This window comes from Mesorhizobium sp. 01N446 (assembly GCF_056399285.1).
This window is the reverse complement of record NZ_JBFTRA010000002.1, coordinates 957,352-977,056: the sequence shown is the minus strand read 5'-3', so window position 1 is coordinate 977,056 and position 19,705 is coordinate 957,352. Positions and strand designations below refer to the sequence as shown.

General features: G+C 64.7%; 21 protein-coding genes. 15 read left to right on the top strand and 6 right to left on the bottom strand.

The annotated features are described in order from the left end of the window. Positions 1–9 precede the first annotated feature (9 nt). Positions 10–1,233, top strand: coding sequence for a GNAT family N-acetyltransferase (locus AC1DPX_RS13080; RefSeq protein ID WP_477237117.1), 1,224 nt, complete (start codon positions 10–12; stop codon positions 1,231–1,233). A gap of 85 nt (positions 1,234–1,318) precedes the next feature. Here AC1DPX_RS13080 and AC1DPX_RS13075 read toward each other — a convergent pair whose 3' ends face one another. Beyond that, the gene (locus AC1DPX_RS13075; protein WP_477237115.1) at positions 1,319–1,633 is read right to left on the bottom strand and encodes an EthD family reductase; all 315 of its coding nucleotides are present in this window, start codon (positions 1,631–1,633) and stop codon (positions 1,319–1,321) included. A 412-nt stretch (positions 1,634–2,045) separates the two neighbouring features. Here AC1DPX_RS13075 and AC1DPX_RS13070 point away from each other — a divergent pair, with 412 nt between their 5' ends. From AC1DPX_RS13070 to xth, 7 genes are all read left to right on the top strand, one after another. Next, on the top strand, positions 2,046–2,270 hold the full coding sequence (locus AC1DPX_RS13070) for a hypothetical protein (RefSeq protein ID WP_202358657.1): 225 nt from the start codon (positions 2,046–2,048) through the stop codon (positions 2,268–2,270). A 70-nt stretch (positions 2,271–2,340) separates the two neighbouring features. After that, on the top strand, positions 2,341–4,842 hold the full coding sequence (gene ligD, locus AC1DPX_RS13065; protein WP_477237113.1) for a DNA ligase D: 2,502 nt from the start codon (positions 2,341–2,343) through the stop codon (positions 4,840–4,842). Positions 4,843–5,108: 266 nt separating this feature from the next. After that, positions 5,109–6,017, top strand: coding sequence for a non-homologous end joining protein Ku (gene ku, locus AC1DPX_RS13060; RefSeq protein WP_096448322.1), 909 nt, complete (start codon positions 5,109–5,111; stop codon positions 6,015–6,017). Next, positions 6,014–7,141 carry a tetratricopeptide repeat protein gene (locus AC1DPX_RS13055; RefSeq protein ID WP_477237111.1) on the top strand — a complete coding sequence of 376 codons (1,128 nt, stop codon included), beginning with the start codon at positions 6,014–6,016 and terminating at the stop codon, positions 7,139–7,141. The genes ku and AC1DPX_RS13055 overlap by 4 nt, the downstream gene beginning before the upstream one ends. An 86-nt stretch (positions 7,142–7,227) precedes the next feature. Then, entirely contained in the window at positions 7,228–7,590 is a 363-nt protein-coding gene (locus tag AC1DPX_RS13050; RefSeq protein ID WP_477237109.1) for a hypothetical protein, read from the top strand. After that, positions 7,580–8,221, top strand: coding sequence for an alpha/beta hydrolase family protein (locus AC1DPX_RS13045; RefSeq protein ID WP_477237107.1), 642 nt, complete (start codon positions 7,580–7,582; stop codon positions 8,219–8,221). Before AC1DPX_RS13050 ends, AC1DPX_RS13045 begins: the two co-directional genes overlap by 11 nt. A gap of 297 nt (positions 8,222–8,518) precedes the next feature. Continuing rightward, positions 8,519–9,289, top strand: coding sequence for an exodeoxyribonuclease III (gene xth / locus AC1DPX_RS13040; RefSeq protein WP_202358662.1), 771 nt, complete (start codon positions 8,519–8,521; stop codon positions 9,287–9,289). Positions 9,290–9,324: 35 nt separating this feature from the next. Here the strand turns inward: xth and AC1DPX_RS13035 are convergent, their stop codons facing one another. Next, positions 9,325–9,882 (bottom strand): GNAT family N-acetyltransferase, encoded by a 558-nt coding sequence (locus AC1DPX_RS13035; protein WP_477237105.1) that lies wholly within the window; start codon positions 9,880–9,882, stop codon positions 9,325–9,327. 217 nt (positions 9,883–10,099) lie between these two features. On the opposite strand from AC1DPX_RS13035, the gene AC1DPX_RS13030 reads away from it, so the two are divergent. The 3 genes from AC1DPX_RS13030 (at position 10,100) to AC1DPX_RS13020 (ending at position 13,968) form a co-directional block, all read left to right on the top strand. Beyond that, complete coding sequence (locus tag AC1DPX_RS13030) at positions 10,100–11,689, top strand: WD40 repeat domain-containing protein (RefSeq protein WP_477237103.1); 1,590 nt, start codon at positions 10,100–10,102, stop codon at positions 11,687–11,689. Between the two features lie 151 nt (positions 11,690–11,840). Continuing rightward, positions 11,841–12,392, top strand: coding sequence for an isochorismatase family protein (locus AC1DPX_RS13025; RefSeq protein ID WP_477237101.1), 552 nt, complete (start codon positions 11,841–11,843; stop codon positions 12,390–12,392). Between the two features lie 325 nt (positions 12,393–12,717). Next, positions 12,718–13,968 (top strand): amidohydrolase family protein, encoded by a 1,251-nt coding sequence (locus tag AC1DPX_RS13020; protein WP_477237099.1) that lies wholly within the window; start codon positions 12,718–12,720, stop codon positions 13,966–13,968. Between the two features lie 43 nt (positions 13,969–14,011). Here AC1DPX_RS13020 and AC1DPX_RS13015 read toward each other — a convergent pair whose 3' ends face one another. The 3 genes from AC1DPX_RS13015 to AC1DPX_RS13005 form a co-directional block, all read right to left on the bottom strand. Next, a complete protein-coding gene (locus AC1DPX_RS13015; protein WP_202358667.1) occupies positions 14,012–14,218 on the bottom strand; it encodes a hypothetical protein in 207 nt (68 codons plus the stop codon). Between the two features lie 290 nt (positions 14,219–14,508). After that, positions 14,509–15,501 (bottom strand): DUF535 family protein, encoded by a 993-nt coding sequence (locus AC1DPX_RS13010; protein WP_477237097.1) that lies wholly within the window; start codon positions 15,499–15,501, stop codon positions 14,509–14,511. A gap of 195 nt (positions 15,502–15,696) precedes the next feature. Next, entirely contained in the window at positions 15,697–15,876 is a 180-nt protein-coding gene (locus tag AC1DPX_RS13005; RefSeq protein WP_477237095.1) for a sulfotransferase, read from the bottom strand. A gap of 164 nt (positions 15,877–16,040) precedes the next feature. Between AC1DPX_RS13005 and AC1DPX_RS13000 the strand changes: the two genes are divergently transcribed. The 3 genes from AC1DPX_RS13000 to AC1DPX_RS12990 all read left to right on the top strand — a co-directional run bounded on the left by AC1DPX_RS13000 (position 16,041) and on the right by AC1DPX_RS12990 (position 17,530). Next, positions 16,041–16,259, top strand: a complete 219-nt coding sequence (locus AC1DPX_RS13000) for an exopolysaccharide production repressor protein (protein WP_477237093.1) — start codon at positions 16,041–16,043, stop codon at positions 16,257–16,259. A gap of 628 nt (positions 16,260–16,887) precedes the next feature. Continuing rightward, on the top strand, positions 16,888–17,187 hold the full coding sequence (locus tag AC1DPX_RS12995) for a DUF1236 domain-containing protein (RefSeq protein WP_202358670.1): 300 nt from the start codon (positions 16,888–16,890) through the stop codon (positions 17,185–17,187). 112 nt (positions 17,188–17,299) lie between these two features. Then, positions 17,300–17,530, top strand: coding sequence for a hypothetical protein (locus AC1DPX_RS12990; RefSeq protein WP_477237091.1), 231 nt, complete (start codon positions 17,300–17,302; stop codon positions 17,528–17,530). Between the two features lie 84 nt (positions 17,531–17,614). Here the strand turns inward: AC1DPX_RS12990 and yghU are convergent, their stop codons facing one another. Continuing rightward, positions 17,615–18,481 carry a glutathione-dependent disulfide-bond oxidoreductase gene (gene yghU, locus AC1DPX_RS12985; RefSeq protein WP_477237090.1) on the bottom strand — a complete coding sequence of 289 codons (867 nt, stop codon included), beginning with the start codon at positions 18,479–18,481 and terminating at the stop codon, positions 17,615–17,617. A 308-nt stretch (positions 18,482–18,789) separates the two neighbouring features. Here yghU and AC1DPX_RS12980 point away from each other — a divergent pair, with 308 nt between their 5' ends. After that, entirely contained in the window at positions 18,790–19,695 is a 906-nt protein-coding gene (locus AC1DPX_RS12980) for a S1C family serine protease (protein WP_202358672.1), read from the top strand. Positions 19,696–19,705: the final 10 nt, after the last annotated feature.

The window sequence follows — 19,705 nt, the reverse complement described above, 5'->3', positions numbered from 1 at the left end:
GAGAAGTATGTGGCAAGGCATGCGACGCGAACGGCTCCGACACCGGATGTGCCCGACGGGCCGTTGTCCCCACCTGTTGCCAGTGCTGCCGCAACCGCGCGGTTTGCGGCCCGGCTGCACACCAGTTTCGATACCGTAAGGCTGCTATGGCTGCTCATTGAGGCGCACGGCCTGTGTACCGGCCACCAGCGCCTTGCCTGGGTGGAAGGGATCGCTAGACGGCTGATGCCCGAAGGCTCGGATCTGCTTATCGTCGAGGTCAGCGACGCCGATACGGGCGCACCGGCCATGCTGCTGCCGCTGATGCGGCGCCGGGCGCTTGGCCACTATGTGATCGAATGGCTGAGCTGCGGCGTGTGCGACTATTCGGCGCCGCTGCTGGCCGATGCGAGGCCCTGGACCCGGCAGAGCGCCGACGCAGCCTGGGCGGCTGTGCGCGCCGTGCTGCCGCCGACGGACCGCTTCCATTTCGCGGGGATTCCGCAGCAGATTCACGGCGTCGCCAATCCGCTTGCGCTGCTTTCGGGAGCGCGCGATTCCATCCAGATCGCTTCGAGCCTGGCCCTGCATGGCGATCCGGAGACGCTGATCAAGCGCATCTGCAAATCCTCCTTCGCCAAGAATTTCCACAAGCACTGCCGCCGCTTCGAACAGCTGGGCAAGCTCGATCTGGTCGAAGCCGCGACAGCTGAGATGGTGGACGCGCATTTCGCGACGCTGCTGGAACTCAGGCTCAACCGCTTCCGCGAGCTCGGGCGCTTCGACCTCCTGACGCAGGCGCCGGTCGTCGAGTTCTACCGCGACGCGGCACTGCGGGGCCTGTCCGACGGATCGGTGCGGCTGTTCGGGCTGCGTGCCGGTGAAGCCTATCTCGCCGTCATCTACGTGGTGATCATGAAGGGCACCTTGCACGCGCTGCTGCTCGGCATTGACCAGGAAGCGGTGCCCAACGTGTCGCCGGGCCTGACGACGATCGGCAAGCTGATGATGTGGGCACGCGGGCAAGGGCTCGACTGTTTCGACCTGTCGGTCGGCAGCCAGGGCTACAAGCAGCATATCGGTGCTTCGGGCGCGGTGCTGGCCGAGCTGTGCGAGGCGGTAACGCTGAAGGGCAGGGGCTCGACCGCCTACATCAAGCTGCGCGGCAAGACCGAGCTTTTCGTGCGCTCCAAGCCCGGGCTGTACAAGGCCGTGCAGGGCGTGATGCGGCGGCTTAGACGATTGAAGAACTGAAGAATCGATGAATTGAAGAATTGAAGAACGGCTCCCGAAGCGGCTTCGGGAGCGGGAGTTTGTGGCCGCGCGGCGACATGACGGCTCACAGTGTCTCGGTGTCGAAGAGCAGCATCGTCACCAGATCGTCGTCCCGGGCGAGCTTGCGCCGGTCCGCCGCGCAGGCCCGTCCGATCTCGCTGGCAAAGGCCGTGCGAATGTCCTCCAGACTGTTGAAATAAAGCGTCGCGACCCTGAAGGGCGTCTCGCCCGGCAGGACGTTCATGATCGGCTGCCGGCTGATCTCGTAGCGCAGCAGTCCGGGCAATTGCTTGGCCAGCGGAATGTGAATGTCGTGGTAATGGCGCTCGAAGGCCGCCGGATCGGCGGGGGTTTTGTAGATGACAAGCATCTTGGCCATGATGGTGCTCCCAGCTTGATGTGATCGCGCCTCGTCGGCGCCGTACCAATGTCGTTCACCCGGAGCGGATTTCGACAGGGGGGCGGGATTTTGGCAAGACCAACGGCATGGCCCGGCGCCAGAAAACATTCCGCGCATCGCCATACTGGCCGCAGGCCAGTGCCTGCATGACGGCGCACTTGATCCATGTCAAAGCGGATCGGCGTCGATGCTTTTACCTGGGCCACTGTCTTGGGAAGGACACAAGGCGGTGGGTGGTTCCAGGCCGGCAAGCTGAAAACAGCTCCGGTCTGGACTGCCTGCAAGTTTTGCCGGCCATGCGCCGTGCTCGCGCCGAAATTGACAGGACTGCTTGTCTCCGTCATCCTTGAGCCCAGTCGCCTGATGTGTCAGGGCGACCGAGGGCAGCGTCATGTTCAGTCCCGTCACCGGCCAGAATGCCAAGCGCGCCGCGGTGCGCAAGGCGCTCGACGCCCACAAGGTCTACATCACCGCGCAGAGCTTTTCGGACGGCGCCTACCGCGCACGCGTGCTGGTCGACGGCGAGGCCTACTGGGTGGATGAGTTCCGGCTGAGCCAGCTGCAGCAGGGCCTGTCGCCGGCCGAGCTCGAGCTGACGCCGGCTGCCGACGATTGAGAGCGTGACTTCCATCCGTTCCGGAACGCGGCGGTTGCTCCTGCTTGCCAAGCGCTTCGGGCGCTGACCCATGCCTGCTCCCGTCAAGCTCAAAACCTATCGCGCCAAGCGCGAATTCTCCAAGACGCCGGAACCGGCCGGCGGGCCGGTCAGCGGCGACGGCAACCGCTTCGTCGTCCACAAGCACCACGCCACGGCGGATCATTACGATCTGCGCCTGCAGGTCGGCGACGTGCTGAAGAGCTGGGCGGTGCCGCGCGGCCCTTCGCTCAATCCGGCCGACAAGCGGCTGGCGGTCGAGACCGAAGACCATCCGCTCGAATATATCGATTTCGAGGGCGTCATTCCCGAGGGCGAGTATGGCGGCGGGCCGATGATCGTCTGGGACACCGGCACCTGGGCGCCTATGGACGATGTCGACAAAAGCCTGCGCACCGGCGCTTTCAAGTTTCGCCTCGCCGGCGAAAAGCTCAATGGCGGCTGGATGCTGACGCGGCTGAAGCCCAAGCCCGGCGAGGAGGAGAACAAGAAGAACTGGCTGCTGTTCAAGGAGCGCGACCTCGCCGCCGACAAGGCGCTGAACATCCTGGAAGCACGGCCGGAAAGCGTGAAATCCGGCCTGCGCATCGAGGAACTGGCGGCCGCCGCGAAGCCGGCGGGGAAGTCCGCGCCGAAGCCGGGCTCGCTGAAACCCGGCACGCTGCCGGGCGCGGTGAAGGCGCCGGCGCTCAGCCGTATCGAGCCGCAGCTGGCGACGCAGGCACTGAAGCCGCCGGGCGGCGAGAGCCCTGCGGAGAATACCAATGAGCTCTGGCTGCACGAGATCAAATTCGACGGCTACCGCACCATGGCGCATCGGTCCGACGGGCAGGTGCGGCTGATCACCCGCGGCGGCATCGACTGGACGAAGCGCTATGGCGACCTGCCGCACGCCTTCGCCAAACTGCCGTGCCGCGAGGCGATCATCGACGGCGAGATCGTCGTGCTCGACGCCAAGGGCATCAGCCGCTTCGCGCTGCTGCAGGATGCGCTGGCGGAGGGCGCCGGCAGCAAGCTGCATTTCTATGCCTTCGACCTCCTGCATCTCGACGGCTGGGACCTGATGAAGACGCCGCTCATCCGGCGCAAGGCGCTGCTGGCCGAACTGCTTGGCGGGCTCGGGGCGAATTCCGCCATCCAGTTCTCCGACCATGTCGAGGGCTCAGGGCAGGGGCTGTACGACCAGGCGACGGAGCTCGGCCTCGAAGGCATCGTCTCCAAGCGCGCCAGCGCGATCTACCAGAGCGGCCGCACCAAGAGCTGGACCAAGTGCAAGGCGCTGCAGAAGGACGATTTCGTCATAGCGGGTTACACGGTTTCGGACGCGGCGGAAGGGCTGGCTGCACTCGGCATGGCCGAGTGGCAGGACGGCGAGCTGCACTATCGCGGCAAGGTCGGCACCGGCTTCGACGCCGGGACGGCGGCCGACCTGCTCGCCCGGCTGGAGCCGCTGACGGCGGGCGCCACGGCGCCTGAAGGCGTGCCGCGCGAGATCATGCGCGAGATGCGCTGGGTGAAGCCGCTGTTTTCGGCGCGCATCCACTATGCCAACCGCACGGCGGACAATTCGTTGCGCCATGGCGTGTTTCGCGGTCTGCGGGATGTCGGCCTGTCGACGCCGGTCTCGGCCAAGCGCAAGCGGCTGATCTCGGAGGCCGATCTCGCCACCATCTGGGTGACCAATCCTGAGCGGCGGCTGTTCGGCAAGACCGGGCCGACCAAGCTCGACATCGCCGTCTACTACGCGCTGGTCGGCGACTTCATGCTGCCGCACATCCTCGGCCGCCCGGTGTCGCTGGTGCGCTGCCCGACCGGCCTGCCCAAGGATTGTTTCTTCCAGCGCCACGCCTTCACCGGCATGCCGCCCTCCGTGGTGACGTTCCAGGCGACCAATTCCGAGGGCGAGACCAAATCCTACCTCTCGGTCGAAGGGGCAAAAGGCTATCTGGCGCTGGCGCAGTTCGGCGTCGTCGAGTTCCACACCTGGGGCACGCACCGCTTGAGCCTCGACAAGCCCGACCAGATCGTCTTCGACCTCGATCCGGGCGAGGGGATTTCCTGGCGCGAGGTGGTGGAAGCCGCCGTCCACATCAAGGGCGAACTGGAAGGGCTGGGGCTGGTGCCGTTCGCCAAGACGTCCGGCGGCAACGGCATCCACATCACCGTGCCGGTGACGAAGAAGCAGAACTGGAAGAAGCTGCACCAGGCGACCAGCGCTATCTCCACCCATCTGGCGGCGACCGCGCCCGACACCTTCACCACCACCATGGGCAAGGAAAACCGCAAGAAGCGCATCTTCATCGACTTTCACCGCAACGCCCGCGGCCACACCTCGGCGGCGCCTTATTCGCTGCGGGCGCGGACCAACTTGCCCGCCTCGACACCGGTAAGCTGGAGCGATCTGGAGGCGATCGATGCGCCGCAGGACCTGAATTATTCGTCGCTGCCGGGGCTGCTGGAGACGTCGGGCGATCCGTGGGCGGATATCGAGGAGTTTGCGCGGGATTTGCCTACCCTTCTTTCGTCATCCTAGGGTCTGCGCGCGTCGCTTCGCTCCTTGCTTCGCCCTAGGATGACAAAGCTTCGAGGCATTCGGCCAATCACCGGTGGCTCGCTCGCCATCGACGCTTCCGACAATTTGAATTATTCTCTCCCCAACGACCTCAAAGGCGTACCGGAAGATTTCGTCAGGGATTTGCCTGTATCTTTCGGCGCTGGTGTAGGATTTGCGCAGCCTCGTTCGTCCTTCGGACGAAAAGCGCTGAGCAGTATCGGTGCATGGCCGCGTAGGAGTTTATCATGGCGCCCAGGGCAAGTTGGAAGGGTTATCTCAAGCTCAGCCTCGTCAGCTGTCCGGTGCGGCTATACCCCGCAACGACCACCAGCGAACGCATCTCGTTCAATCAGCTGCACAAGAAGACCCACAACCGCATCAACATGAAGCCGGTCGATCCCGAACTCGGGCTTGTCGAGCGCTCGGATCTGGTCAAGGGTTACGAGTACGAGGACAAGCAGTACATCATCATCGATGATGCCGACCTCGACGCGGTGCGTATCGAATCCAACCACACGATGAACATCGAGGCCTTCGTCGACGAGGGCGAGGTGGATGTCATCTACCAGGACGCGCCCTATTACCTGGCGCCGGACGGGGCGATGGCCGAGGAAACCTTTGCCGTGCTGCGCGAAGCCATGCGCAAATCCGGCAAGCTGGCGATCGCCCGGCTGGTCCTGTCCAGCCGCGAGCGGGTGGTGACGATCGGCGCGCGCGAGAACGGCATGTTCGTGTGCACTTTGAGGAACCCGAACGAAGTGCGTGGCACGGCTGAATATTTCGGCAACATCCCGGCCGGCAAGCCCGACCCGGAAATGCTCGAATTGGCGGAAGCGCTGATCAAGCAGAAGGAAACCACCTTCGACCCGAAGAACTACGAGGACCGCTACGAGATCGCGCTGATGGCGATGATCCGCGAGAAGCTGAAGGGCCACAAGCCGATCATCGCGGCGGCACCCGAGCGCGGCAATGTCATCAACCTGATGGATGCGCTGAAGGCGAGCCTGTCGCAGTCGAAGCCGCCGGCCAAGTCGAAGACCAAGGCCGACGAGGTGGCGGCAAAGCCCGCCGCCAAGAAGGCGGCAGCGGGCGGCGCCCCTGAGAATCCGTTGAAGGCCAGTCTGCTCAAGGCGGTCGGCAAGAGCAAGAAATGACGGCACCGGCGGTCTCGGTCGCAGGGGCCGTTTTCGGTACCATCGGTGCGCTGGCGGCGTTTCCCTTGCGGCTCGCCGCACGCGAGGTCGAGCGCCAGCACGGCCAGCTGAGGCGCGGCATCACAAGGCGCACGACACATGTCGTGTTCGGCCGGACGTTGCTGGCCAAGGCAGGACCGACGAAAAACGGCGATGCCGGGATCGAGCGCCGTGTCGCCGCCGAACGCGCGGCGGGGCGCGTGCTGATCAGCGAGAACGGTTTTTTGCGCCTGCTCGGCCTGATGAAAGCGCCGGAGGCATCGTCCCTGTCGCGGCAATCGCTGATCGAGCAATCGCGGCTGCCGGGCGCCGACCTCGACCTGCTGTCGCTGTTCGATGCGTTCGAGCATGACTGCGAACCCTATTCCTTCCGCGACCTGATCCTGGCGCGCAAATATGCCGGGCTGGTGGCCGGCGGCGCGACCTGGGGCGCGATCGCGCGCTCCGTGCATCGCTCCGGCCCGGTTGCCTCGCTCACCGCCAAGTCGCTCAATGTCGGCTCGCAGCACGGCCGCCCCAACGCGATCTATCTCGAAGGCGGCCAGAGCGAGCTCGACGGGCAGTTGCTGTTCGATCTGGGTGCCGCGGCACAAGGCGACGACACGCTGGAAGAGCTGTTCGCCGAGGCGGAAGCGGCGGAAGAGCAGGGCGATCATGAAGGTGCTGCGGCACTTTACCAGCGCTGCCTCGCCATCGACCCGAGCGATGCGATTGCCGCCTTCAACCGCGCCAACTGCCTGCGCACCGGCGGCCACGCGGCGGATGCCGCGCGTGATTATATCAGGGCGATAAAACTCGACCCGGCCTTTGTCGAAGCCTGGTTCAATCTCGCCGGTCTGATGAGCGAGCAGGGCCGCGACGCCTCGGCGCGACGGCACCTGCAGAAGGCGATCGCGCTCGACAAGAGCTACGCCGATCCGGTGTTCAACCTGGCGCGGCTGGAATTCGACGCCGGCAATCTGCCGGAAGCGCGGCGGCTGTGGGTGCGGTATCTGGAACTCGACGCGGATAGCGAATGGGCTGACGTGGCGGCCAAGGGCGTGCAGTTCGTGGATATGCAGCTGACACGGAAGTCCGTTTCCTGAGCGACCCTCTTTTGCTCCACTCCCTATCCTGATCAAATCGGATAGGAGGCGGAAGGGCTGTATGGGTTCTGCAGGCGGAGGATCTGGTGACTGACTGGAAAGGCGGGGAATTTCCCTTCTTATGTTTGTTACTCGCGGTATCTACCGCATCTTTTCTTTTTTTGATGGTGCAGCAGATTCGCGATCTGTGCTTCTACTGGAGAAATCATTGGGATTTTTCGCAGGACAACAACATCAGTTTGAGCAGATATTATCGTGGAGAGAGCTCTGATGAGGATCTGATGTCCAACAAGGAGAGGATTCTATTAGGTCGACCGATCCTCATTTTCGTAGCAGCAATTTTCTCGATTGCTTTCGCTTCCATCGTCTTTCAACCGGAGCATTGGAGAAGGGGTGGGGCCGAACTCTCCTATCTTTCTCTCGGGAGCCCGCAAACTGATGCCCACTAGCTTCCTCTTCGACGGCTTCGACACCGCTCCCGTCACCATCCTGCTCGCGCATGGCGCCGGCGCTTCGATGGATTCGCCCTCGATGACCGCCACCGCCAAGGCGCTGGCCGCCGCCGGCTTCCAGGTCGCGCGCTTCGAATTCCACTATATGGCGGCCCGCCGCTATGGCCACCGCAAGCCGCCGCCGCGCGCCGAGACGGTGAACCCGGAATATATCAAGGCGATCGCCGATCTCAGGGCCAGGGGCGTGACCGGGAAACTCATCATCGGCGGCAAGTCGATGGGCGGGCGCGTCGCCTCGATGGTTGCGGACGAGATGTTTGCCAAGGGTGAGATTTCGGGCCTGCTGTGCCTCGGCTATCCCTTCCATCCGCCCGGCAAACCTGACCAGCTGCGCACGAAGCATCTGATAGGGCTGAAGACGCCGACGCTGATTTTTCAGGGCACGCGCGACGAGTTCGGTACGCCCGACGAGGTGGCGGGGTACGGGCTGTCGGACAGCATCGAGGTGGTCTGGCTCGAGGATGGCGACCATGATCTTAAGCCGCGCAAGAGTGTTTCGGGCTTCTCGACCGCCGATCATCTGAAGACGCTGGCGGAGACGGTGAGGGTGTGGGCGGACAGGATTTAGGGCGGTCACGTTAGCTCGATCGTTTCCTTTCGGCGTCGGCGCCGCCCCTCATTGTCCTGCCGGACATTTCTCCCCGTATAGTGACGGGGAGAAAGACGCTGTCATCGTTGCTTTCGCTAATCGCCTACGTCGCAGAAAGGGCGGCGGCGTTGCGACCAATTCCCTTCTCCCCGTCACTAGACGGGGAGAAGGTGCCGGCAGGCGGATGAGGGGCAGCGCCGCCATTGGCCATTCGCCCAATACAACGCGCCGCATCCTCCTCTTGCCCCCAGCTTCGCCTTCCTGCTTCATGCCGCCATGAAACTCGCCACCTTCAACATCAACAACATCAACAGCCGGCTGGGCAATCTGCTGGCCTGGCTGGCGGCCGCCAAACCCGATGTCGTCTGCCTGCAGGAATTGAAGGCGCGCGACATGCAGTTTCCGCGCACCGCGCTGGCTGATGCCGGCTATGGCGCGGTGTGGAAGGGCGAGCCGACCTGGAACGGCGTTGCCATACTGGCGCGTGGCGCGGAGCCGGTGCTGACCCGCGATGCCTTGCCCGGCGACAATGCCGACCGGCAGAGCCGCTATATCGAGGCGGCGGTGAACGGCATCGTCGTCGCTTGTCTTTATGCGCCGAACGGCAATCCGCAGCCGGGGCCGAAATTCCAGTACAAGCTGGCCTGGCACAAGCGGCTGGAGGCGCATGCCGAACAGCTTCTCGACACCGGCCTGCCTGTGGTGCTGGCCGGCGACTACAACATCGTGCCCGAGCCGCGCGACATCTATGCCACGCGCTCCTATGACGACAACGCGCTGGTGCAGCCGGAAAGCCGCGCCGCCTTCGCCGCCCTCATCGAGCAGGGGTGGGTCGACGCGCTGCGAAAGATCCATCCGAAAGAGACGCTCTACACGTTCTGGGACTACCGGCGGAACCGCTGGCCGCGCGATGCGGGCCTGCGGCTCGACCACATCTTGCTGTCGAAGACGCTCGCCCGCCGGCTGAAAGGGGCCGGCATCGACCGCGACGTGCGCGGTGAGGACGGCGCCAGCGACCATGCGCCGGTCTGGGTCGAATTGAAGTAGGTCGCGCCCCGCCCGGCTAGCGGCGACGACAGCAGTCATCCCACCCTTGGCGGTGCCTCGGAGTAGTCGCGCTTGAGCATGCTCATAGTGTGGGCGTCGACGGGTTCGCCATCCCAGATCAAGGCCTCGCGCCGCGTGCCTTCGAGCCGGAAGCCGAGCTTTTCGTACACCCGCCTGGCGCGCGGGTTGAACGCGTAGACCTCCAGTTCGATACGGTTCAGCCCAAGGCCCTCGAAGCCATGGCGCAGCAGCAGCGCGGCGGCCTCGGTGCCATGGCCCTTGTCGCGGCCGGTTGCCTGCCAGATGACGATGCGAAACGATGCCGCCTTGTTCGGCCAATCGATGCCGTTCAGCACGGCTTCGCCGATCAAGGCGCCGCCGGCGACGATGCCATAGTCGCAGCGGTCGCTTGCCGTTTCGGCCCGTGCGTAATGAGCCTCCACCTCCGCCAGCGTGTGCCTGGCGTGCGTGCCCGTCAGCCGCTTGGATTCTGGTTCTTCCAACGCCGCGTGGATCGCCGGCGCGTCAAGCCGGGTGAGCGGCCTCAGCGTTACCGTCCCGCCGATCAGCACCGGCTTTGTCACCTGTGTCATGGACACTCCCTTGATTGGCCAGCCTTCTTTCGAACGAAGCAAGGAATGTCCAGCCATTTCCATGCGTTCGCACCCACGCGGCATTCGCACCGGCGGCCACTCGACTCCGCCACGGCCTTGCGTAAGATCGGCCCCGGCGAGGGAATTCGATGCGACCACAGCCTGCCAATACCGACGCCGATGCCGTCGGCGGCGCCACCGGCATGAGCCTTGCGCCATGACCAGGCCTGCCGACAGATTGCTGGCGGTGCTGTTGATGGCGCTGGCCGCGGCTTGCCTTGCACATCTCTATCTCTTGCCGGGCAGCAAGGATCCTGCAGCCATGCATGAGCCGTGGGCGGCGCAGCTGGCGGCCTTCTCGCTGCTGGCGTTCGCCTGCCTCGTCGGCGCCGTGCTGTTCTGGGCCGGGCTGCTGCCGGGACGGCCGGCGCACATGGCCGGAACGCCGCTCTTCGGCCGCGCGGCCGAGGTGCAGGAGACGGGCAGGCCCGGCCTACGTAAGGTCTTCCTCGCCTTGCCGTTGATCGTGCTGGCGGCTTTTGCCGTCGACCGGTTCGGCCCGTGGCATGATGGCGGCGACGTGGCCAGCCAGCCGAATGAACCGCCGAAGACGGCCGAACCCAAGCCCAGTGAACCCAAGCCCGACGAACCCAAACTGGCCGAACCCAAACCCGCCGAGCCGAAGGGCCAGGACGTCGCCAGCGCGCCGCCGGAGCCGGCACCCGCGCCAGCCCCGCAACCAGCTCCGCCACCGATAGCCGCCAACCCGCCGCCAGTATCGGCACCGCCGACGCCGCCCGTGGCCGTGCCGGCGCCTGTCACCCCGGCGCCGCCGGAGGTCGCGGTCATCCCGCCGCCGACCGTGGCGCCATTGCCGCCACCGCCGCCGGCGGCGCCGACGCAGCCCGACGGCCATCGCGACGCGGTCGTCTGGCTTTCGGTGGCGCCGGACGGCCGGTCGATCATGAGCGCCAGCACCGACCATGTGATCAAGCTGTGGGACATTGGCGGCAAGCACCTGATCCGCAACCTCGGCGTCCACAAGGACATGGCGCGCACCGCGCTCTATATGCCCGATGGCGTCAGCGCGCTGACGGGCGGCGACGACGGCGAAATCGTGCTGCGAAAACTTGCCGACGGCGCGGTGCTGCATGTCTTCCAGGCCGGCCAGAATGGCGGCGTCAACAAGCTCGCCATCAGCCCGGACGGCAAGCGCGCCGTCAGCGGGCACGACACCGGCAATGTCATCGTCTGGGACCTCGTCAACAATTCCGTGCTGCATGTGCTGACCGGGCACGACTGGTCGATCAGCGCGGTCGCCGTCTCGCCTGACGGCAAACAGGCGCTTAGCGGCAGCATCGACGGCACGCTGAAACTCTGGGACATCGAAAGCGGCAAGCAGTTGCGCAGCTGGCACGGTCACGAACAGGGCGCCTATGGTGCAGTATTCACCGCCGACGGACACCATCTGATCACCGGCAGCGGCGACCTGACGATCAAGGTCTGGGATCTCGACAGCGGCCGCGAGGTGAAGCGCTTCGAGGGCCATGAAGGCACGGTCTACACGCTGGCGCTGTCGGCCGACGGCAAGCGCCTGCTGTCGGGCTCGCTCGACGGCACGGCGCGGCTGTGGGACATGGAAACCGGCAACCAGATCGCCCTATTCGACAGCCAGACCGGCCCGATCTACGCCGTGGCCTTCGCCCCCGACGGGACGGTGCTGACCGGCGGCTACGACCGCACCATCAGGGACTGGCCGGCGGCGGGCGGGGATGGCGTGGTGCTGTTTGCGGGAGCGCCGGGGTGAGGGAGCGTGCGCCGCCATGGACGAGGCGGCGTGATGAATCGAATTCCCGGAGCTTCGGGGAGCTGCGGAACTGACGCAAGAGTTCATCCGTTTTCCGATTCGAGAGCCTGGCCGACCTTGACCGTCTCGCCGCCCAAGCTATGTTCGCGCCATGTCAGCTCCCAGCCTCATGGCCAACGCGCCGCTCATCGTCATCGATCTCCAGACCGGCATGTTCGACGGCGTCCATGAGCCGCCGATCCATGAAGCGCCTGCCATTGCGGAGCGTGCCCGGGCGGTGATCGACTGGGCAAGGCGCGGCGGGCGCAAGGTCGCTTTCGTCAGGCATGATGGACCCGAAGGCGACCCGCTGGCGCCGGGCGAGCCGGGTTGGCCGGTATGGCCCGCCCTTGGCCAAGCGGAGGACGAGCCGACCTTCGCCAAATCCGTGCGCGACGCCTTCAGCAATCCCGCCTTTGGCGACTGGGTGGAAGGGCAGGGAGCCGGTGGGATTGTAATCGTCGGCGCGCAGACCGATTTTTGCGTCGCGGCAACCGTCGAGGCCGCGATCGCCAGAGGGCTCGGCGTCACCGTGGTTTCCGATGCCCACAGCACGCTGGACAGCGCCAGCGAGAGCGCTGAGCAGATCATCGCCCGGCACAATGAAGACTTCGCCGAAGCCGGCGTCAGTCTGGTGACGACAAAGGCGCTGGTTGGCGGCTGAAGCGCCAGGCCATGACAGCCCGGCCTGCCGGACGGATCACAATGCCAAGCTTTTGCCATGGCCGACGCGGGCGGGGGGGCGCATTGTTGGGATGGCTGGGCGCCCGCGTCAACCAGGGCGGCTCGTACCGCCGCGATAACACAATGGCACATTGCGGCGCCGCCGAAACTTCCGCGAAAGCGTAATAGGCAAGGGCCGCGGTGCGGATTCGCGCCCTGCCTTGCCGGAACCAGGGACAATTGCGCGAAACAGTTTTTCGTCGCTGCCGCATTGACCCACGGCGGGCGGGCGGCGAGGACTGGCGCTTTCAGCAGGGATGGCGCCCATGGACGAGCAGACGATCTTGAGCGAACAGGCGATTTTCCGCAACGCGAAACTGGCCGACGGGTCGCTGACGGATCTTTTCGTCACCGGCGGCCGCTTCAGCGCCATCGCGCCGGCCGGCAAGGCGCCGCCGGCCGATTTCGCTGCCGTCGACCCAGCCATCATCGACCCCGCTGTCATCGACCTTGACAGCCAGCTTGTCGTGCCGGCCTTCGTCGAGGGGCATATCCATCTCGACACCTCGTTTTACGGCGATGCCTGGCGCCCGCACATTCCCTGCACCAACGGGTTCGACGTGCGCGAGCGTGTGGCCTTCCAGGCGCGAAACCTTGCCGCCGCCGCGCCGATGGCGGAGCGCGCCAGGAACCAGCTCGAGCTCTGTGTCGGCAATGGCAGCATGGCCATGCGCAGCCATGTCATGGTCGACGCCGCGGTCGGGCTCAGCCATGTCGAGACCATCCTTGCCGTGCGCGAAAAATACCGCGACCTCATCGACATCCAGCTCGTCGCCTTCCCGCAAAGCGGCATCCTGTCCTCGCCCGGCACGGCGGAATTGCTCGACGAGGCGCTGAAGCTCGGCTGCGACCTTGTCGGCGGGCTCGACCCCGCCAGCTTCGACCGCGACGTGAACGGCCATCTCGATGTGGTGTTCGCATTGGCGCAGAAGCATGGCGCCGGCATCGACATCCACCTGCATGATGGCGGCGCGCTCGGCCTGTTCCAGGTCGAGGAGATTGCCGCGCGGACAAAGGCGCTCGGCATGGCGGGCCATGTCGCCGTCAGCCACGCCTATGGCCTTGGCGACATCCCGGCCGACGCCGTTGCGAAGGCCGGCGCCATCCTGGCGGCAGCCGGCGTGGCGATCATGACCAACGCGCCCGGCAACCATGCTTTCCCGCCGGTGGCGGCCCTGCGTCAGGCCGGCGTCACAGTGTTCAGCGGTTCCGACAACATCCGCGATTCCTGGTGGCCCTATGGCGATGGCGACATGCTGAGCCGGGCCAACATGATCGGCTACCGCTCCGGCTTCTACGAGGACCGCGAGCTCGAGGCTGCCTGCGATGTGGTGACCCGTGCCGGCGCCACGGCGCTGGGACTGGCGGACTACGGCATTGCCGTCGGCGCCAGCGCCGACTTCGTCGCCATGCCGGCGCAGCACGTGCCCGAGGCGGTGGTGGCCGTGCCGAAGGACCGCACGGTCTATCGACGGGGCAGGACGGTGGCGAAAAACGGCAAGGTGCTGGTGCGCTGACACGAGCCGCCGGCGGGGCACAGGGTCGCGTATTGCATGTATATCAATCGACTGCCCTTTGGTCGGCCGCCTGGGCCGATCGGGCCGGCATGGAAGACAGCGCGCGCTGATCCGGCGGCTGCTCGCCGAAATAGAGCAAGCCGCCCAGGACAAGGAATACAATCCCCACCACTGCCAGTCCGACCATCAACACGGCGACCGCCGTGCCCGGGCCGTGACCTGTCCTGGTGATGATGGACCGATGGTGCATCGCTCTTCCTCCGAAATCCAGTCGGGTCCGCAGACCATGCGACAAACGACGGCAGAGGCGGTATGTTCCCGATGGGAGGACCCATCGGCCTTTTGCGTTTCCTTTTGGGACCAAGGTCTTAGGTGGCTCAAGCAAAGGTCCGATGAGTCTTGTTCGGTTCCGGCAATGTCCATTGGATGTTCTAATATTTTAGCCAATTGAGATATAATGGTTTTATCCCTCCGGGGAGTAAAAGCGAGCTTCGGGCACCGGCTGCCGGCCACCTGGCGGCAGTGTGTTATCTTCCACATTCATCGGACAGAAGGCCTTCCCACAGGCTGATCATGTGGAACCTCGTTCAATCTGGACGGCGAGGCAAACAGGCTCTTGCCGATGTTCAGGAATTCGAACTTGTAGACCTCGCGCCGGCTGAGCGGCGCTGCGATGTCAGGGTTGCGCACCGGCATGGCGAAGCCGAATTCGCCGCCTTGCCGTCCGCGGCGATCGATCCAGTACTGGTCCATGTCGGCGCGCTTGCCCGCGCGTTTGTCGAGCGTGCGGAAATTGATGGTGTGCCTGGCATCGCAGACGCCGAGGAAATGATCGGCGCCGCCGCTGATCGCGATGCCTTCCACCACCAGCAGTGCCGCATCCTTGGGCCTCACTCCGCACAGGTCGCGCGTGGCCTCTATGACCGCGCGCTTGGCCGCCGGCTCCCGGCTGCCCTGGAGCCCGCCAATGGCCACGGTGTAGCGGCCGTTCCCCAAGGCGCCGGCGCCCAGGGGGCCGGCGCCTTGGGGATAAAGGATGAAGCTCAGCCTGACCAGGTCCAGCCGGTCGCTCTGCCGCGTCAACCCGATCGAGAAGGCGCCTTCGTGGCTGGCGCCCGAATGAACGGACAGACGCATGGTCAGCGCATAGGCATCGCGTCGCCCGGTCACCTGGCCGATAGCCATCGTGCGCCCGCGCCAGGCCGCCTCGAGCAGGTCCCGCGGCAGGCCCGCCGCGGCCAGATTGAAATGGCCGACCAGAAGGTCGAGGCCGCGATGCCCTGGCAGGTCAAGCGCGAAGAATTTGTAGGGCTTCTTGCGCAGCAGATCGTCATGCGGGCAGCCCAGGCCATGCCGCCGCCGGAAGCCCGCGAGGAAGTGGAACCATTTGAAGAAGCTCACCGGCTTGCAGGCGAAGCGGGTGAGGAAAATCCTGGACTGCCGCAGCCCCAGCCGCCAGCAGAGACCAAGGATCTGGCTGAGGACGCCGGTCGTTTCCCGCAACCAGGCGCGCTCGCTCGTTTCGAAACTCAAGATACATCCCACACGGCTATTGTGGGGGCGGGGTTAGCCCGGACGGATTACGCGGACATTGCGAAACGTGCGTTATGTCCCCGCAACCACAGCGGCAACAGCGGCAATCGCCAGACCCAGCATGATGTAGGAGCCCTTGATGATGTCGCGGATGATCTTCTTGATCGTCTCGCGGTCGTCGAGGTTGGAGAGGGGCTAGTCGGGCAGCGCCACGCCGAGGAAATCGCAAAGCGGCGCCCAGCCTTCGGTCCCGTTGTGGATCAGCAGCCTGTGCGGCGGCTCCGCGGCCTTCACCTTCTCGGCATAGGTGTTGTAGCGCGCCGCCGCCTTGGCGCGGTCGCTCATCGCGCCGTCCAGCGCCAGGTCAACGCGCAACAAATTTCGAGGGTGGTCATGGGCCAGACGATCACATAGTTGCGCAGTTGCTAAAATAATGGAACGTTGTGGGCGGGCAGTGGGACTCCAAGCGGGAGAGTCGTTCGAAACGGGCAGTTTCGGCGGCTTGGGTATAGATGTATATAGGGCAGTTTCTCGTAGGAATGTCAGCCACGACCATCATTGTCGCGGTCTGGACCTATATGGCCACCGGTTCTTTGTGGAAGGCGCTGTCCTGGACGCTAGCGGTGCTGGTCATCCTCCAGGTCGGCTATTTCGTGCTCGTCATGCGGCTGATCTATCGTCGCGCGCGCAAGGCGGCACGTCAGGGTGAGGTCGACGCTGTTCCGCCGATGCATCGTGACGGTGGGCACCTGGGATAGATCAGCGGTGGGGGCTACCAGCCCATCCATTCACGCGTGCGCCAGGCAAGGCCTGCAAAAGGCACCATCAGCACGAAAACGACAAACATCAGCGTGATGGGATGCCTGGTCACGGAGGGACGGGGAGCCATGCGCGATCATTCCTTGCTGGAGATTCATCTGGGCCGGAGATTCATTTGGCAATGCGTCGGACAACGCCATGACGGTCACATAGTTGCATCTGAAGGGGGGCCACCCGCGCCGGAACCGGATGCCGGCGCCGGCGTTTTCCCGATGCGACCGGTGAGGCTGCCACCTCCGCCGGCGCTGTTTGAGCCTTCGACAACGGCATCTGGAACGACGCAGTTCGCTCTACGTTAGCTATCGCTACAAGCAGTCGTTGGATCGCGTTCCCTTGGACGAAGCTCCTTGTATGCCTCTTTCGGGGAAAGTGTATTTTATACCTATGCCCGAAATAGAATAATTGATCGTGAATTTTCGAAGCATAGGGGTAGATTACCGTGCTCATATGCCAAACTAGGCCTTCGTAAGGCGCGCCACATTTATTCCATAAACCAGAATGGAACCTCGTGGCAGTGGACGAGTTCTCCTAAGGGCGGAAAACCAGACAATTGATATGGAGGTTGTTATGAAACATTATCTTTCGAGTGCTGCGGCCGCGATCGTTCTGATGGGTGGCATGGGTATTGCCATGGCGGACACAATCGTCGTCCAGCCCGAGCAGGAAACGGTGGTTCGCGAATACGTCAAGAAGCAGCCGCTCGCTTCGGTCAATCTGCTGGGCCTCGAACTCAAGCTCGGCTCGCCGGTGCCCGACAAGGTCGAACTGCGCGAAGTGCCCAACGTGAAGTACCGCGTCGCCGTGATTAACGACCAGACGGTCCTGGTCGACCCCGAGACCCGTCAGATCGTCGAGGTCCTGCACTAAGTTTGCCGAGCCAGGCTCGGCTGGCGAAAGCCCGTCACCAGCATCAGGTTGGTGGCGGGCTTTAGCATGGCATCATCTCGGCGCTGTCCAGCCATCATTACGGGCTGGCATCGTGAAGAGCGTTGCCGGGCAGCCCTCCTGGAAGGGGGATTTTTCGTTCCTCGGTGTCTTTGCCAAGAAGAATGGCTTGATCTGGGGTGGCGACTGGGGAGAGCCAGGCAGCAAGCATAGCTTCATCGACGATGACCATGTCCAGCGCTGTACGCTTTGGCGCCAGTCGCAGCTGTTCAGCGGGACCTGGTATCCCGACGCCGGCTACGACCCCTACAGCGACAATCCCTGACAGAAGGGGGCCTTGGCGCCGAGGGCGCCGGCAAAGATGGCGGCGCGGCCGGAATTGTTCCCGGCCACACCGTGTTGAAGGGTGTCACTCGGCGGCCAGCTTGTCCTGCGTGTTCGTGTCGAAATCGCTGGCGTCGTGGCGCTCGTGCAGCTGCATGGCCGGCTCGCCGAAGGCGCGGTTGACCATGCGGCCGCGCTTGACCGCGGGGCGGGCGTCGATCGCCTTCGCCCAGCGCTGAACGTGCTTGTATTCCTGTACGGACAGGAACTCGCCGGAATCATTGTACATGCGCCCGAGCACCAGCCCGCCATACCAGGGCCACACCGCCATGTCGGCGATCGTGTAATCCTTGCCGCCGAGATATTCCGTTTCCGCCAGCCGGCGGTCGAGCACGTCGAGCTGCCGCTTGGTTTCCATGGCGAAACGGTCGATGGCGTATTCGAATTTCTGGGGCGCATAGGCATAGAAATGGCCGAAGCCGCCGCCCAGATAGGGCGCCGAGCCCATCTGCCAGAACAGCCAGGACAGGACTTCCGCGCGGGCAGGCTGGTCGGTGGGCAGGAATTCGCCGAATTTCTCGGCKAGATAGACCAGGATCGAGCCGGATTCGAAAATGCGCACCGGGGTGGCGCCGCTGCGGTCCATCAGGGCCGGGATCTTGGAGTTGGGGTTGACCTCGACGAAACCGCTGCCGAACTGGTCGCCGTCGTTGATCCTGATGAGCCAGGCATCGTATTCGGCGCCTTTGTGGCCGCGCGCCAGAAGCTCCTCCAGCATGACGGTGACCTTGACGCCATTCGGCGTCGCCAGCGAATAGAGCTGCAGCGGGTGCTTGCCGACTGGTAATTCCTTGTCATGCGTCGGTCCGGCGATCGGCCGGTTGATGCTGGCAAAGGTGCCGCCATTTGCCTTGTTCCAGGTCCATACTTTCGGCGGGGTGTAGTCTGTCATGTCGGGCCTCGTGGGGAAGGGAAGGGCGGGAATGGGCGGGTCCCCTACACCTAGGGCTGCGGAGGCGGAAGTTCAACTTGCGTTGAACTATTGTTTTATGTGGGTGCTGCCGCCTCTTCCCTTCTTCCCTTGCGAGAGAAGGGAAGGCGGCGCACGGCCCTTCGCAAAGCTCAGGGCGTTCGAGGCTCGAAAAGCCAAGCAATTGGCTTTTCGTCCGCTGCGCGGACCGCCTCTCACCCCTTGCACCATCCCCGCCGAGGCATACCTATAGGTGAAGCCGCCAAGCATTTGCATCGCAGGACAAAATCATGGCCATCAATCCCAATCCGCGTTCCGTCGTTGCCGTGCGGGCGACCGTTCCGGACGATGCCTTCACGGCCGGTGCGCTTGGCACGCTCCGGGAAGGCAGCGGCGTCGTCATCCGGGATGACGGGCTGGTGCTGACCATCGGTTATCTCATCACCGAGGCCGAGGAGGTCTGGCTGACCGCGCATGACGGCCGGGTCATCCCGGCGCACGCGCTGGCCTATGACCAGGAATCGGGCTTTGGTCTGGTCCAGGCGCTGGCGCCGACCGGGCTGCCGGCCGTGGCGCTGGGCGATGCCGGCAAGGCCCGGATCGGCGACGCGGTGGTGCTCGCCGACGGCATTGGCCGGGCGGTCGAGGCCAAGATCGTAACCAAGCAGGAATTCGCAGGCTACTGGGAGTATCTGCTCGACGAGGCGATCTTCATCGCGCCCGCGCATCCGTCCTGGGGCGGTGCGCCGCTTTTTAGCGCCGACGGCGCGCTGCTCGGCATCGGCTCGCTGCGACTGCAGATGAGCCGCGCCGGCGAGGTCGCCGATATCAACATGGTGGTGCCGATCGATCTGCTGCCGCCGATCCTCGACGATCTCCTGACGCGCGGCCAGGTGGCCAAGCCGCCGCGTCCGTGGCTCGGCGCCCTGTCGGCCGAAAGCGACGGCAAGGTGGTGGTGATGAGCGTGACCGAGGGCGGCCCGGCGGCCAAGGCCGGCCTGCGCCAGGGCGATGTCATTTCCGAGGTCCGCGACGGCGCGGTCGACGGGCTCGCCGATTTCTATCGCAAGCTGTGGGACAGCGGCTCGGCCGGCGCCGAAATCCCGATGCGGGTGGTGCGCGACGGCCGCGAGACCTGGCTGCGGGTGAAATCCGCTGACCGGGGCAGTTTCTTGAAGAAGCCGCAGCTGCAATAGGCCTGATGTC

What these genes read in the sequence shown, in the direction of transcription:
- ku (WP_096448322.1), top strand. Translation starts at nt 5,109, where the DNA reads ATGGCGCCCAGGGCAAGTTGGAAGGGTTATCTCAAGCTCAGCCTCGTC.
- xth (WP_202358662.1), top strand. Translation starts at nt 8,519, where the DNA reads ATGAAACTCGCCACCTTCAACATCAACAACATCAACAGCCGGCTGGGC.
- ligD (WP_477237113.1), top strand. Translation starts at nt 2,341, where the DNA reads ATGCCTGCTCCCGTCAAGCTCAAAACCTATCGCGCCAAGCGCGAATTC.
- AC1DPX_RS13055 (WP_477237111.1), top strand. Translation starts at nt 6,014, where the DNA reads ATGACGGCACCGGCGGTCTCGGTCGCAGGGGCCGTTTTCGGTACCATC.
- AC1DPX_RS13045 (WP_477237107.1), top strand. Translation starts at nt 7,580, where the DNA reads ATGCCCACTAGCTTCCTCTTCGACGGCTTCGACACCGCTCCCGTCACC.
- AC1DPX_RS13075 (WP_477237115.1), bottom strand. Translation starts at nt 1,633, where the DNA reads ATGGCCAAGATGCTTGTCATCTACAAAACCCCCGCCGATCCGGCGGCC.
- AC1DPX_RS13070 (WP_202358657.1), top strand. Translation starts at nt 2,046, where the DNA reads ATGTTCAGTCCCGTCACCGGCCAGAATGCCAAGCGCGCCGCGGTGCGC.
- AC1DPX_RS12980 (WP_202358672.1), top strand. Translation starts at nt 18,790, where the DNA reads ATGGCCATCAATCCCAATCCGCGTTCCGTCGTTGCCGTGCGGGCGACC.
- AC1DPX_RS13030 (WP_477237103.1), top strand. Translation starts at nt 10,100, where the DNA reads ATGACCAGGCCTGCCGACAGATTGCTGGCGGTGCTGTTGATGGCGCTG.
- AC1DPX_RS13015 (WP_202358667.1), bottom strand. Translation starts at nt 14,218, where the DNA reads ATGCACCATCGGTCCATCATCACCAGGACAGGTCACGGCCCGGGCACG.
- AC1DPX_RS13000 (WP_477237093.1), top strand. Translation starts at nt 16,041, where the DNA reads ATGTCAGCCACGACCATCATTGTCGCGGTCTGGACCTATATGGCCACC.
- AC1DPX_RS13025 (WP_477237101.1), top strand. Translation starts at nt 11,841, where the DNA reads ATGTCAGCTCCCAGCCTCATGGCCAACGCGCCGCTCATCGTCATCGAT.
- AC1DPX_RS12995 (WP_202358670.1), top strand. Translation starts at nt 16,888, where the DNA reads ATGAAACATTATCTTTCGAGTGCTGCGGCCGCGATCGTTCTGATGGGT.
- AC1DPX_RS13035 (WP_477237105.1), bottom strand. Translation starts at nt 9,882, where the DNA reads ATGACACAGGTGACAAAGCCGGTGCTGATCGGCGGGACGGTAACGCTG.
- AC1DPX_RS13020 (WP_477237099.1), top strand. Translation starts at nt 12,718, where the DNA reads ATGGACGAGCAGACGATCTTGAGCGAACAGGCGATTTTCCGCAACGCG.